Source organism: Halomonas zincidurans B6, from assembly GCF_000731955.1.
Lineage (GTDB): Bacteria > Pseudomonadota > Gammaproteobacteria > Pseudomonadales > Halomonadaceae > Modicisalibacter > Modicisalibacter zincidurans.
In genome coordinates, this window is record NZ_JNCK01000001.1 from 488,672 (window position 1) to 501,418 (window position 12,747).

Consider the following 12,747-nt stretch of genomic DNA (forward strand, 5'->3'; position numbering starts at 1 on the left):
GGCATGCATAAAGCAGAATCGAGCATGGCCTGCCCGACGCACAGCGGCCACACTAGGAGCGTTGGTTCAGCAGTTAATCGGTCGCGTTCGGCGGCTGATCCTGTCTGTTGAAAAACCTGCCTTTTGAAAAGGAGTTCCTGCATGCCGCAAGCCAAGGGTTACGCCGCGCATTCCGCCGAATCCCCGTTGACACCTTACGCCTTCGAGCGCCGCGAGCCGCGAGCCGACGATGTCGCCATCGAGATTCTCTACTGCGGCGTCTGCCACAGCGACCTGCACTTCGCCCGCGACGACTGGGGCATGGCCTCCTACCCGGTGGTGCCGGGCCACGAGATCGTCGGTCGGGTGACCGGCGTGGGCAGCGAGGTGAGCAACTTCAAGGAGGGCGACCTGGTCGGCGTGGGTTGCATGGTCGACTCCTGCCGCCACTGTCAGGCCTGCAACGACGGTCTCGAGCAGTACTGCGCCGAAGGCTTCGTCATGACCTACGGCAGCCCCGACCGCCACGACGGCAGCCTGACCCAGGGCGGCTATTCCGACAAGGTGACGGTCAGCGAGCGCTTCGTGCTGCGCATGCCCGAGGGCATCGATCTCAAGTCCGCCGCGCCGCTGCTGTGCGCCGGCATCACCACCTACTCGCCGCTCAAGCACTACGGCGTCAAGCCGGGCCACAAGGTCGGCGTGATCGGCATGGGCGGCCTGGGTCACATGGGCGTCAAATTGGCCAAGGCCTTCGGCGCCGAGGTGACGCTGTTCACCCGCTCGCAGAGCAAGGTCGACGAGGCCCGGAGCAACGGCGCCGATCATGTCGTGGTCTCCACCGACGAGGAACAGATGGCGGCCATCGCCGAGACCTTCGACTTCATGCTCGACACCGTGCCGGTGCCGCACGACGTCAATCCTTACCTGCAGGCCCTGAAGTACGACGGCACGCATATCCTGGTCGGCCAGTTGCAGCCGCTCGAGCCCGCCGTCGAGGGGGTTAACCTGATCTTCCGGCGTCGCGTGCTGGCCGGTTCGCTGATCGGCGGCATCCCCGAGACCCAGGAGGTGCTCGACTTCTGCGCCGAGAAAGGCATTGCCTGCGATGTCGAGATGATCGACATCAAGGACATCAACACCGCCTGGGAGCGGATGCAGAAGGGCGACGTGCGCTATCGCTTCGTGATCGACATGGCATCCGTGAAGGACGCCGTCTGATCGATTCGCTGGCATGAAAACGACGCCGCCGGCTCGCGATGACCGGCGGCGTTTTCGTGCATGGGCCAGGACGGTCTCACTCACGCATGCGGATCAGTCCTTCCTGCGCGCTGGAAGCCACCAGATAACCCCGGGCGTCGTAGATGCTGCCGCGGGCGAAGCCGCGCCCGCCGCCGGCCCAGGGGCTGTCCATGGCATAAAGCAGCCAGTCGTTGATGCGCACGTCGCGGTGGAACCACAGCGCGTGATCGAGACTGGCGATGCGCAGCCGCGGGTCGCCGAAATAGCTGTCGTGGGGGATCAGGCTGGTGGTCAGCAGGTGGAAATCCGAGCTGTAGGCGAGCAGGTAGCGATGCAAGGTGGCGTCGTCGGGCAGCTCGCCGGCGAGCCGAAACCACAAGCGCTTTTGCGGCGTGCCGCCGTCGCTTGCCTCGGGCAGGTGCAAGAATTCGATTGGGTGCCCGGCGAAGCGCTCGGGCTGGGCGCCGTCGGCGATCAGCTCATCGGGGGTGGCCACCGGCGGACGCGTCGGCTGATGATGGAAACCGCTTTCCTCGATATGAAACGAGGCGCTGCAGAAGAAGATCGTCTTGCCGTGCTGGATCGCGCTGACCCGGCGCGTGGCGAAGCTGCCGCCGTCGCGGACCCGGTCGACCTGATAGACCACCGGGTGATGGGGGTCGCCGGCGAGCAGGAAATAGCCGTGCAAGGAGTGCACACGGCGTGCCGGGTCGACCGTCTGGCTGGCCGCCGAGAGCGCCTGGCCGAGCACCTGACCGCCGAACAGCTGGGGAAAGCCCAGGTCCTGGCTATGGCCGCGGAACAGGTTCTCCTCGAGCGTTTCCATGCCCAGCAACTGGACCAGGCCGTCGAGTGCTTGTGTCATGCGTTGTCTCCCTGCGTATGAGCTGCACATGTAGTATGGGCGGCACGACAGGATACCCGAGACACCCGCCATGCGCAGCGACAGCTACTACATGCACCGTGCCCTCGACCAGGCCCGCGCCGCCCAGGCCGCCGGCGAGGTGCCGGTGGGCGCGGTGGTGGTCGATGCGGCGGGGGCGATCGTCGGGCGCGGCTTCAATGCGCCGGTCGGTGGCCACGATCCCAGCGCGCATGCCGAGATCCGTGCGCTGCGCGACGCCGCCGGGCGGCTCGCCAATTACCGGCTGGACGGCTGCACGCTCTACGTGACCCTCGAGCCGTGCATGATGTGCGCCGGGGCGATCATCCACGCGCGCCTGGCGCGGGTCGTCTACGCCGCCGCCGAGCCGCGTACCGGAATGGTCGAGTCGCGGGCCAATCTGTTCGCCCAGCCGTGGTTCAACCATCGCGTGACGGTGGAGGGCGGGCTGTTGGCGGTACAGGCGCGCCGCCTGTTGCAGGCGTTCTTCGCCGAGCGCCGTGAGGCCGCGGGGCTGGCTGGTGATGACCACGTAGAGGCGCGGTTCGCGGGCGCAGATGGCCAGCGAAACGCGGACCCCGAGCGCCCGGGGTAACGCGGTTACTGCTGGCGGTGGCTGAGTCGTTTTCGGGCAGTCGATACCGGATCGCGGCCGTGGCGTTGGCCGCGTGCCCGGCGCGTTCACAAAACCGGCGGCACCACGTCGAACAGGCCGCCGTCGTCCGCGCCGGGTTCGCGTTGATTGAGCTGGAAGAACTGCTGCTGGCTGCGTTCGATGTAGTTGAGGATCTCGTAGTAGCGGCGAATGTTGCGCACGTAGATCACCGGTTCGCCGCCGCGGGCATAGCCATAGCGCACCTGCGAATACCATTTGCGCTTTTGCAGCAGCGGCAGGGCCTCGCGCACGTCGGCCCAGGCGTAGGGATCGCCGCCACGCATCTCGGCGATCTTCTGGGCGTCGTAGAGATGGCCGAGACCGACGTTGTAAGCGGCCAGCGCCATCCAGGTGCGGTCCGGCTCCTCGATCTCCTCCGGCAGGCGCTGCTTGACGCTCTTCAGGTAGCGCGCCCCGCCGTCGATGCTCTGCGCCGGGTCGAGCCGGTTGGTCACGCCCACCTGCTCGGCGGTCGACTGGGTGAGCATCATCAGCCCGCGTACCCCGGTCGGCGAGGTCGCCTCGGGCTTCCAGTGCGATTCCTGATAGCCCAGCGCGGCAAGCAGCTTCCAGTCGAAGCCGGTCTTGCGGGCGGCGGCGAGGAACTCATCCTTGTAGGTGTCCAGGCGCGCATTGGCCTGCTGGATGAAGGTCCGCGCGCCAACGTATTCCAGATAATCGTCCTGGCCGAAATAGCGCGCGCTGAGCGCGGCGAGCGTACCGTCGGCCTGCATCTCGTCCAGGAAGCGGTTGACGCGCTGCAGCAGACCCAGCCCCCGATCGGCGGGCAGCGCCCAGGCCAGGCTCAGCGGATCGCCGAGCAAGAAGCCGTTCTCGACGCCGGGGAAGAACAACCGGTTGAGCTTGAACTGGTGCGCGTAGATCACCGCCACGTCGAGCTCGCCGTTCTCGACCAGGCTGAGCAGATCGGCGACCTCGATGTCGGCCGACTCCTTCCAGCTCAACCCGGGCAGCGAGTCCTGCTGCAGCTCGCGCAGCACCAGGCCGGCGCCGGAGCCCTTGATCACGCCGATCGAACGGCCCAGCAGCTTGCCGGGTTCGGCGACCGGCGGCAACCCGCGGCGATACACCACCAGCGGCTGCAGGGTCATGATCGCGCGGCTGAAGTGGATGCCGGGCAGGGTCGGGTCGAGCGGCAGCGCCGCGGCGCCCAGGTCGGCCTTGCCGCTGCGCACGGCGTCGAGCACGTCGTCGATATTGCCATCGCTGTCCAGCGACAGGCTGACGCCGAGCCGCTCGGCGAAGCGCCTGACCAACTCGAACTCGAAGCCGGTTGGCCCCTGGCGGCCTTGGTAGTAGGTGGTCGGGGTGTTGCGGGTATCCACCTGCAGAAAATCGCGGGCGCGAATGGCGTCGAGCAGCGGAGCCTCGGGCGGCGGGTTCAGTGCCGGCCAGCCAAGCAGCACGAGACCTGCCATGCTGAGCCCCAATCGACGCGAGTGGCGGGCGAAAGCCTGAAGCATGCGGTGCCGTCGGTAACAGTGGACGCCTCACCATACCCGGGGGCCTCGAGACTGTCACCTGACGCCATTCCACGGATTTCTCGAAGCAACGGCTTTTTAGTATCATGGACGATTCAATCGCCGCCCGCGGCACCCATTCTTCGGCTTTCACAGAGGCTTCTTTCGACATGCTCGAACTGAGAGGCGCGCCCGCCCTTTCCGCTTTCCGTCATGCCAAGCTGCTGGCCACGCTGCGTGCCCGGGTTCCCGAGATCGAGACGCTGCACGCCGAATACGTGCACTTCGTGGACCACGACGGCGACTGGACTTCCGGTGAGCGCACCGTGCTCGACAGTCTGCTCGCCTACGGCGCCCGGGAAGAGGCTCCGGCCGCGCGCGAAGGTCACCTGTTCCTGGTGGTGCCGCGACTCGGCACGCTGTCGCCGTGGTCGTCCAAGGCCACCGACATCGCCCACAATTGCGGCCTGAACCGGGTCCGGCGCATCGAACGGGGCATCGCCTACCGGGTGACTCTCGACGGCGTGCTCAGCGAGGCGGCCTTCGAGGCGATCATCGCCACCCTGCACGACCGCATGACCGAATCGGTGCTCGCCAACTCAAGCGACGCGGCCAAGCTGTTCGCGCAGCGCGCGCCGGCGCCGCTCGCCCAGGTCGACGTGCTCGGCAGCGGGCGCGCCGCGCTGGAGGCCGCCAACGGCGAGCTGGGCCTGGCGCTGGCCGACGATGAGATCGACTACCTGCACCAGGCATTCGTCGAGCTCGAGCGCAATCCCAGCGATGTCGAGCTGATGATGTTCGCCCAGGCCAACTCCGAGCACTGCCGGCACAAGATTTTCAACGCCGACTGGCTGATCGACGGCGAGGCGCAGCCGCGCTCGCTGTTCCAGATGATCAAGAACACCCACGAGCAATCCGGCGACGACGTGCTCTCGGCCTACAGCGACAACGCCGCGGTGATTCGCGGCAGCCGGGCCGGGCGTTTCTTCGCCGCGCCGCTGCTATTTAACGCGCCCGAAGCCGCGCGAATTAACGCGCCCGAAGCCGCGCGAATTAACGCGTCCGAAGCCGCGCGAACGGCGAACGTCAACGCGCCCGAAGCGGCGCGATACGCCACGCATCAGGAACCCATCCATATCCTGATGAAGGTCGAGACCCACAATCACCCGACCGCGATCGCCCCGCATCCCGGTGCGGCGACCGGCTCGGGCGGCGAGATCCGCGACGAGGGCGCGACCGGCGTCGGCGGCAAGCCCAAGGCCGGGCTGACCGGCTTCGCGGTGTCCAACCTGCGCATCCCCGAGTTCGTCCAGCCCTGGGAAGCCTTCGACTACGGCAAGCCCGAACGCATCCAGAGCGCGCTTCAGATCATGCTCGAGGCGCCGATCGGCGGGGCGGCCTTCAACAACGAGTTCGGCCGCCCCAACCTCGCCGGTTATTTCCGCAGCTACGAGCAGGACGCGGTGGGCGTCGACGGCATCGAGCGGCGCGGCTACCACAAGCCGGTGATGCTGGCCGGCGGCTACGGCAACATCCGCGAGGGCCACGTCGCCAAGCGCGAGATACCCATCGGCGCCAAGCTGATCGTGATGGGCGGCCCGGCGATGCTGATCGGGCTCGGCGGCGGGGCGGCCTCGAGCATGGCGTCCGGTACCTCGAGCGAGGATCTCGATTTCGCCTCGGTGCAACGCGGCAACCCCGAGATGGAGCGCCGCGCCCAGGAGGTCATCGACCGTTGCTGGGCGCTGGGCGATGAAAATCCCATCCGCTTCATCCACGACGTCGGCGCCGGCGGGCTGTCCAACGCCCTGCCCGAGCTGGTCAAGGACGGCGGGCGTGGCGGGCGCTTCGAGCTGCGCGACGTGCCCAACGCCGAGCCGGGCATGAGCCCGCTGGAGATCTGGTGCAACGAGGCCCAGGAGCGCTACGTGCTGGCGGTGGCGGCCGACGATCTGGCCACCTTCGAGGCGCTGTGCGCGCGCGAGCGCTGCCCCTACGCGGTGGTCGGCGAGGCCGTCGAGGCGCATCACCTGGCCGTGCACGACGATCACTTCGACAGCACACCGATCGATCTGCCGATGAGCGTGCTGTTCGGCAAGCCGCCCAGGATGCAGCGCGAGTTCACGCGCCAGGCGCGGCCGATGCCGGGCGCCGATTTCGACAATCTCGACCTGCGCGAGGCCCTCGATCGGGTGCTGCGCCTGCCGGCGGTGGCCTCGAAGAGTTTTTTGATCACCATCGGCGATCGTTCGATCACCGGCCAGGTCGCCCGCGATCAGATGGTCGGCCCGTGGCAGGTGCCGGTGGCCGACGTGGCGGTGACTACCGCCAGTTACGACACCCACGCCGGCGAGGCCATGGCGATGGGCGAGCGAGCGCCGGTGGCGCTGATCGACCCGGCGGCCAGCGCCCGGCTGGCGGTCGCCGAGACGGTCACCAATCTTGCCGCGGCGCCCATCGCCACGCTCGGCGACGTCAAGCTTTCCGCCAACTGGATGAGCGCCGCCGATCACCCCGGCGAGAACCAGGCGCTGTATGACGCCGTGCACGCGGTGGGCATGGAACTCTGCCCTCAGCTTGGCATCGCCATTCCGGTGGGCAAGGACTCGATGTCGATGCGCACCGCCTGGCAGGCGGGCGAGGGCGACGACGCCGAGGACAAGGCGATCACCGCGCCGCTGACCCTCAACGTCACCGGTTTCGCGCCGGTCACCGACGCGCTCGCCACGCTGACGCCGCAGTTGCGCCTCGACCGCGACGAGAGCGATCTGATCCTGATCGACCTGGGCGGCGGCCGGAATCGCCTGGGCGGCTCGGCACTGGCCCAGGTCTACGGCCAGGTCGGCGACGTCTGCCCGGATCTCGACGAGGCCGAGGATCTTGCAGCGTTCTTCGCCGTGATCCAGGGCCTCAATGCCGACGGCAAGCTGCTCGCCTACCACGATCGCAGCGACGGCGGGTTGCTGGTGACGCTGCTGGAAATGGCTTTCGCCGGCCGCGGCGGGCTCGAGATCAAGCTCGACTGGCTGGTCGACGACGCCTTCGAGGCGGCCGGCGCGCTGTTCGCCGAGGAGCTCGGCGCGGTGATCCAGGTCGATCGCCAGGACACCGAGTTCGTGCTCGCCCAGTTCGCCGCGGCGGGCATCGGCACCTGCGGCGTCATCGCCCGGCCACGCTACGACGATCAGGTGCGCGTGACGCTGTTCGAGGAGCCGCTGCTCGAGACCACCCGGGCGCTGACCCAGCGCACCTGGGCCGAGACCAGCTATCGCCTGCAGGCGCTGCGCGACAACCCGGAGTGCGCCAAGGCCGAGTTCGACGATCTGCTCGACCTGCGCGACCCGGGGCTGTCCGCTTCGCCGAGCTTCGACGTCGACGAGGACATCGCCGCGCCGTTCGTCAACGCGACCCGCCCGCGCATGGCGATCCTGCGCGAGCAGGGCGTCAACGGCCAGCTGGAGATGGCCGCGGCCTTCGACAAGGCCGGCTTCGAGGCCATCGACGTGCACATGAGCGACATTCTCGAAGGCCGCGTGAGCCTCGACGCGTTCAAGGGGCTGGTCGCCTGCGGCGGCTTCTCCTACGGCGACGTGCTCGGCGCCGGCGGCGGTTGGGCCAAGTCGGCGCTGTTCAACGCCCGCGCTCGCGAGCAGTTCGCGGCGTTCTTCGCGCGCGACGACAGTTTCGCGCTGGGCGTGTGCAACGGCTGCCAGATGTTCTCGCAGCTCAAGGAACTGATTCCCGGCGCCGACAACTGGCCGCGCTTCGTGCGCAACGAGTCCGAGCAGTTCGAGGCGCGGGTGTCGATGGTCCAGGTCGAGCAGAGCCCATCGATCCTGCTCGCCGGCATGGAGGGCTCGCGGCTGCCGATCGCCGTGGCCCACGGCGAGGGGCGCGCCGAGTTCCGCGACGCCGGCCATCTGCGCGCCATGCAGGGCAGCGAGCAGATCGCGCTGCGCTACGTCGACAACTACGGCCAGGTGACCACCCGCTATCCGGCCAACCCCAACGGCTCGCCGTCCGGGGTGACCGGGCTGACCACGCCGGACGGGCGCGTCACCATCATGATGCCGCACCCCGAGCGGGTGGCCCGCGCCGTCACCAACTCCTGGCGGCCGGCGGAATGGACCCGCGATGGCGCCTGGATGCGGCTGTTCCGCAACGCCCGGGTCTGGCTCGGCTGATTACCATCGGAGTGTTGCGATTCAACGGGCTTGCCATTCGGCGAGCCCGTTGACGTTTCAACCTACGCCGAACGCAGGTTGTCGCAAGGGCGCTATAAACCCTTCCATGGGCGCTACTTTCGCCATCCATGGCGAAAGACCCTTGCTTTAACCTGCGTTCGGCGTTCGGGCAGCCGGTGTTTTGAAATACATACTTACTCGGGTCGTACCGCGGTGTAGAAGAAGCGTACGCTCGGCTGGCCATTCAGCAGCGGCGCGCTGCCCTCCTTGAACGGCGCGTAGTGGGGCATCTGCTGATGATGTTCGTAGGCGGCGCGATCGCGGTAGACCTCGTGCAGGACGACCAACTCCTCGCTGCCTTCCGGGGTCAGCACGTCGAAGGCCAGGCAACCCTCCTCGTTGGTCAGCGACTCGCTGGCGTCGTTGTGGGCCAGCGCCAGGAAAGTCGGCACCTGGCCCGGTTTGATCTGAAATTCGGCGATGACCACGAAGTAAGTGGTGTTGGCCATGACACTCTCCTTGTCGGTGAAGTCGAAGGATCCCCCGCCTCCGGCGCGGGTCAGTCTCGCGAATCCGGCGCGGGACGCGGTGAGGCGTCGTCGATGCCCAGCTTTTCCTCGAGATCGGCCAGAATGTGGCGGAAGTTCTCGATCAACTGGTCATAGCGGCCGAAGTCGTGGCCGCAATTGTCGCAGAACACGTGGTACTGGCCTTCGCGACCCGGCGGAAAGCGCTTCTCGCGGCTGCCGCAGTCGGGGCATTCGGGACCTGTCGGTGCTTGCATGGGAAGGCTCCTCGTTGTTGCGATGTGCGATGGAAGGACGGCAACCTCCGGTCGCCCTAAAAGACTACTTCTGGGCACAACGCCGGAATTCAAAGGGCGCCAAGCGTGACGGTCTGCCAGGATTCGCCGACGAAGCTGCGGGCCCGCGGCCGGGTGCTGGTGCTGGCCCACGTGCGCGAACTGGTCGATCAGAATCATGTCAAGTACCGGGCCTATGGGCTCGAGGCGGACATCTTCAGCGCCGGGCTGGGGCGCAAGCAGGCCGCGCGCCAGGTGGTGTTCGGCTCGCTGCAGTCGGTGGTGCGCAACCTCGATGCTTTCGCCGGCGGGCCCGCCGATGCCGGGTTCACGCTGCTGCCACCGTGCCACGCCGGTGATCGTCGGCGAGATCATCGCCCGCGCCGTCGAGCGCCGGCGGCTTCGACGCCCCGCACGTCGATCTGATTGCGATCCGGCAGCCCACCGAGTCGGTGGGGCTGTACCAGCAGATCGTCGGTCGCGGGCTGCGTCTGGCGCCCGGCATCGGTTGAACACCAGCGTGCTGGAGGGCATGAACAACCGAATCAAGGTCATCAAGCGAATGGCCTACGGGTGGGGCGCCGTTGGCAGGTCCGCGAGAAGCTGTTCGACTATGTCGGGCGCTATCGCAAGGCGGACGGCGCCGGGTCGGCGTACTGAACGAGGCTATTTCGGATGCTTGACGCGCTCCGGGCTTGATAGACTAGCGGCTTTGGTTTCGACGACCTTCGAAGCTGTCGAAGCTATCGACAACCCCCAGCAGTAGCAGCCGAGGCCCAGCCGATCGTGAGCGAAACGCCGGACAGTGTCGCAGCGCCCGAGCAGGCCGCCGTTCAGCAAGCGGCGGCGGTGCTGGCACGGTTGCACGACCAGCCGATTACCGAGCTGCCGGAGGATCTGTACATTCCGCCCGAGGCGCTGCGGGTGTTCCTCGAGACCTTCGAGGGGCCGCTCGATCTGCTGCTCTATCTGATCCGGCGCCAGAATCTGGATATCCTGGCCATCGACGTGGCGGCAATTACCCACCAGTACATCGAATACGTCGAGCTGATGAAGGCGCTGGAAATCGATCTGGCCGGCGAATACCTGCTGATGGCGGCGATGCTCGCCGAGATCAAGTCGCGCACGTTGTTGCCGCGCCCGCCCAAGGGCGACGCCGAGGACGACGAAGAAGATCCGCGCGCCGAGCTGATCCGCCGGCTGCAGGAGTACGAACGCCTGAAGCTCGCCGCCGAAGGCCTCGACGAGTTGCCGCGCCTGGGCCGCGACTGGTTCGGCGCCCAGGCCGGCCTGCCAGCGCTCGAGACCCGCGTGGTCCACCCCGAGGTTGGGCTCGACGAGCTGCTGCAGGCGCTGTCGGGGATTCTCAAGCGCGCCGAGCTCAACCAGGCGCACACCATCAGCCGTGAGGTGCTCTCCACCCGCGAGCGCATGCTGATCATCATGGAACGCCTGAATCGCGAGGGTTTCACGCCCTTCGAGTCGCTGTTCAGCCTCGACGAGGGTCGGGCGGGGGTGGTGGTGACGTTCATGGCGATTCTCGAGCTGGCCAAGGAGGCGATGATCGAGATCGTCCAGAACGTGCCGCTGTCGCCGATTCACGTGCGCGCCCGCCAGCCCGTCGACGCCGACGAGGCCGTGGCCAACGATGACCAAACCAGCGAAGGCGGCGAGAGCGCCTTCGAGGAGGAGGCGTGAACCGGGAAACGCGCGGCATGACGCTCAGCACGCGGCTCGACGAAATCCTCGAGGCGGCGCTGCTGGCGGCCGGCGAACCGCTGTCGCTGGAGCGTATCGAGGCGCTGTTCGACGATCACGAACGCCCGAGGCGGGGCGACTTGCGCGATGCGCTGGGCGAGCTGGGCGCGCGGCTGGAGACCACCGCGCTGGAGCTGATCGAGTCGGCCTCGGGCTATCAGATACGCATCCGCCAGCGATTGTCGCCGTGGGTCTCGCGGCTGTGGGACGAACGCCCGCAGCGCTATTCCCGCGCGCTGCTCGAGACCCTGGCGCTGATCGCCTATCGCCAGCCGGTGACGCGTGGCGATATCGAGGAAGTGCGCGGCGTGGCGGTGAGCGGCTCGATCATGCGCACCCTCGGCGAGCGCGGCTGGATCCGCGTGGTCGGTCAGCGCGACGTGCCGGGGCGGCCGTCGGTGTTCGCCACCACCCGCCAGTTTCTCGACGACTTCGGGCTCAAGACCCTCGACGCGCTGCCGCCGATGCACCAATTGCAGGGCATCGAGCTCGGCGAGCCGGGCTACACTGACCCCGAGTCGCGGGACGACGCCGAAATGACAGGCATTCCAGAGGTGACAGCACCAGAAACACCCGTGGCCCCCGTGCCGCAAGAGACGACAGTAGGTGAGCAGCCCGGCCACGACGAGACGCAACCTGTGCCGCGCTTCACACCCCTCGAAACCACCACGACGGCCGGGACGGCCGACGATACCCACGCCGGGAAGGCGTCACGCCGACCGGGACTGAGCTTCGCCGATCTCGAAGCGCGCCTGGCCGAACGCGCCCGCCAGCAACGGCCCGCCGACGTTGCCGATGACAACGGCAACGACGACGAGTCGGGCGGCGCGGACCATTCAATCGATGAGACATCCTCAGACTCATGAACAGTTCCAGCAACTCCAGTAGCTCTAGTAAAAACAGCAACACCGAAAAGCTCCAGAAGGTTCTTGCCCGCGCCGGGCTGGGTTCGCGCCGCGAGATGGAAGCCGCGATCAGCGACGGCCGGGTCAAGGTCAACGGCGAGGTGGCCAAGCTCGGCGATCGCATCGCAAGCCGCGATCGGGTCGCCTTCGACGACCGGCTGGTCACGCTGCGCGACGACGCCGAGGTGTCGCGCCGGGTGATCATGTACAACAAGCCCGAGGGCGAGCTGTGCACGCGCAAGGACCCCGAGGGCCGACGCACCGTCTTCGAGCGCCTGCCGCGGCTCAAGGGCGAGCGCTGGATCGCCATCGGCCGGCTCGACATCAATACCAGCGGCCTGCTGCTGTTCACCACCGACGGCGAGCTGGCCAACCGGCTGATGCACCCCTCGACCCAGGTCGAGCGCGAATACGCGGTGCGGGTGATGGGCCAGGTCGAGCGCGAGCACGTCGTGGCGATGGTCGAGGGGGTGATGCTCGAGGATGGCCCGGCGCGCTTCAGCGACGTCCAGGAGTTCGGCGGCGAGGGCATCAACACCTGGTTCCATGTGGTGATCATGGAGGGCCGCAACCGCGAGGTGCGCCGGCTGTGGGAATCGCAGGGCCTGACGGTCAGCCGGCTCAAGCGCGTACGCTACGGCAACATCTTCCTCGACAAGCGGGCCAAGGCCGGCGAGTGGACCGAACTCACCCAGGGCGAGATCGACGACCTGTCCACGCTCGCCGGTCTCGCCCCGCGCAAGGTGCCGAGCCTGACCCCCGACGAGCAGAATCGCTGGAGCCGCGACAAGAACAAGCGCCGCCCGGTACGCGCGATGCGCAAGCCCAAGGGCTCGCGTTAAGCGCTGATTCGTCGAC

At 67.5% G+C, this 12,747-nt stretch carries 11 protein-coding genes and 1 pseudogene; 8 read left to right on the top strand and 4 right to left on the bottom strand.

Annotated features, from left to right (window positions below):
- The first annotated feature begins 141 nt into the window (after window positions 1-141).
- On the top strand, window positions 142-1,200 hold the full coding sequence (locus HALZIN_RS0102315) for an NAD(P)-dependent alcohol dehydrogenase (RefSeq protein WP_031382641.1): 1,059 nt from the start codon (window positions 142-144) through the stop codon (window positions 1,198-1,200).
- Window positions 1,201-1,276: 76 nt separating this feature from the next.
- Here HALZIN_RS0102315 and HALZIN_RS0102320 read toward each other — a convergent pair whose 3' ends face one another.
- Window positions 1,277-2,086 (bottom strand): acyl-CoA thioesterase, encoded by an 810-nt coding sequence (locus tag HALZIN_RS0102320; RefSeq protein WP_031382642.1) that lies wholly within the window; start codon window positions 2,084-2,086, stop codon window positions 1,277-1,279.
- Between the two features lie 70 nt (window positions 2,087-2,156).
- Between HALZIN_RS0102320 and tadA the strand changes: the two genes are divergently transcribed.
- A complete protein-coding gene (tadA, locus tag HALZIN_RS0102325; protein ID WP_084173282.1) occupies window positions 2,157-2,699 on the top strand; it encodes a tRNA adenosine(34) deaminase TadA in 543 nt (180 codons plus the stop codon).
- Between the two features lie 86 nt (window positions 2,700-2,785).
- Here the strand turns inward: tadA and mltF are convergent, their stop codons facing one another.
- On the bottom strand, window positions 2,786-4,243 hold the full coding sequence (gene mltF, locus HALZIN_RS0102330; RefSeq protein WP_031382644.1) for a membrane-bound lytic murein transglycosylase MltF: 1,458 nt from the start codon (window positions 4,241-4,243) through the stop codon (window positions 2,786-2,788).
- 167 nt (window positions 4,244-4,410) lie between these two features.
- Between mltF and purL the strand changes: the two genes are divergently transcribed.
- A complete protein-coding gene (gene purL / locus HALZIN_RS0102335; RefSeq protein ID WP_031382645.1) occupies window positions 4,411-8,424 on the top strand; it encodes a phosphoribosylformylglycinamidine synthase in 4,014 nt (1,337 codons plus the stop codon).
- 194 nt (window positions 8,425-8,618) lie between these two features.
- Here purL and HALZIN_RS0102340 read toward each other — a convergent pair whose 3' ends face one another.
- Complete coding sequence (locus tag HALZIN_RS0102340; protein ID WP_031382646.1) at window positions 8,619-8,933, bottom strand: putative quinol monooxygenase; 315 nt, start codon at window positions 8,931-8,933, stop codon at window positions 8,619-8,621.
- 50 nt (window positions 8,934-8,983) lie between these two features.
- Window positions 8,984-9,208: a hypothetical protein gene (locus HALZIN_RS0102345; protein ID WP_031382647.1), complete on the bottom strand. Its 225-nt coding sequence runs from the start codon at window positions 9,206-9,208 to the stop codon at window positions 8,984-8,986.
- A 141-nt stretch (window positions 9,209-9,349) separates the two neighbouring features.
- Between HALZIN_RS0102345 and HALZIN_RS17300 the strand changes: the two are divergent.
- The 5 genes and pseudogenes from HALZIN_RS17300 to rluB form a co-directional block, all read left to right on the top strand.
- Window positions 9,350-9,577, top strand: a pseudogene (locus tag HALZIN_RS17300) (ATP-dependent helicase); the annotation flags it as partial.
- Window positions 9,546-9,992 carry a transposase gene (locus tag HALZIN_RS18655; protein WP_422723630.1) on the top strand — a complete coding sequence of 149 codons (447 nt, stop codon included), beginning with the start codon at window positions 9,546-9,548 and terminating at the stop codon, window positions 9,990-9,992. The pseudogene HALZIN_RS17300 and the gene HALZIN_RS18655, both read left to right, overlap by 32 nt.
- A 20-nt stretch (window positions 9,993-10,012) precedes the next feature.
- Window positions 10,013-10,924, top strand: coding sequence for a segregation and condensation protein A (locus HALZIN_RS0102360; RefSeq protein ID WP_031382649.1), 912 nt, complete (start codon window positions 10,013-10,015; stop codon window positions 10,922-10,924).
- A 17-nt stretch (window positions 10,925-10,941) separates the two neighbouring features.
- Window positions 10,942-11,850 carry an SMC-Scp complex subunit ScpB gene (gene scpB / locus HALZIN_RS0102365; protein WP_031382650.1) on the top strand — a complete coding sequence of 303 codons (909 nt, stop codon included), beginning with the start codon at window positions 10,942-10,944 and terminating at the stop codon, window positions 11,848-11,850.
- Window positions 11,847-12,731 (top strand): 23S rRNA pseudouridine(2605) synthase RluB, encoded by an 885-nt coding sequence (rluB, locus tag HALZIN_RS0102370; RefSeq protein ID WP_031382651.1) that lies wholly within the window; start codon window positions 11,847-11,849, stop codon window positions 12,729-12,731. Before scpB ends, rluB begins: the two co-directional genes overlap by 4 nt.
- The last annotated feature ends 16 nt before the right edge of the window (window positions 12,732-12,747 follow it).

Coding starts and splice junctions, on each gene's coding strand:
- HALZIN_RS0102315 (WP_031382641.1), top strand. CDS start 142: ATGCCGCAAGCCAAGGGTTACGCCGCGCATTCCGCCGAATCCCCGTTG.
- HALZIN_RS0102320 (WP_031382642.1), bottom strand. CDS start 2,086: ATGACACAAGCACTCGACGGCCTGGTCCAGTTGCTGGGCATGGAAACG.
- tadA (WP_084173282.1), top strand. CDS start 2,157: ATGCGCAGCGACAGCTACTACATGCACCGTGCCCTCGACCAGGCCCGC.
- mltF (WP_031382644.1), bottom strand. CDS start 4,243: ATGCTTCAGGCTTTCGCCCGCCACTCGCGTCGATTGGGGCTCAGCATG.
- purL (WP_031382645.1), top strand. CDS start 4,411: ATGCTCGAACTGAGAGGCGCGCCCGCCCTTTCCGCTTTCCGTCATGCC.
- HALZIN_RS0102340 (WP_031382646.1), bottom strand. CDS start 8,933: ATGGCCAACACCACTTACTTCGTGGTCATCGCCGAATTTCAGATCAAA.
- HALZIN_RS0102345 (WP_031382647.1), bottom strand. CDS start 9,208: ATGCAAGCACCGACAGGTCCCGAATGCCCCGACTGCGGCAGCCGCGAG.
- HALZIN_RS18655 (WP_422723630.1), top strand. CDS start 9,546: ATGCCGGGTTCACGCTGCTGCCACCGTGCCACGCCGGTGATCGTCGGC.
- scpB (WP_031382650.1), top strand. CDS start 10,942: ATGACGCTCAGCACGCGGCTCGACGAAATCCTCGAGGCGGCGCTGCTG.
- rluB (WP_031382651.1), top strand. CDS start 11,847: ATGAACAGTTCCAGCAACTCCAGTAGCTCTAGTAAAAACAGCAACACC.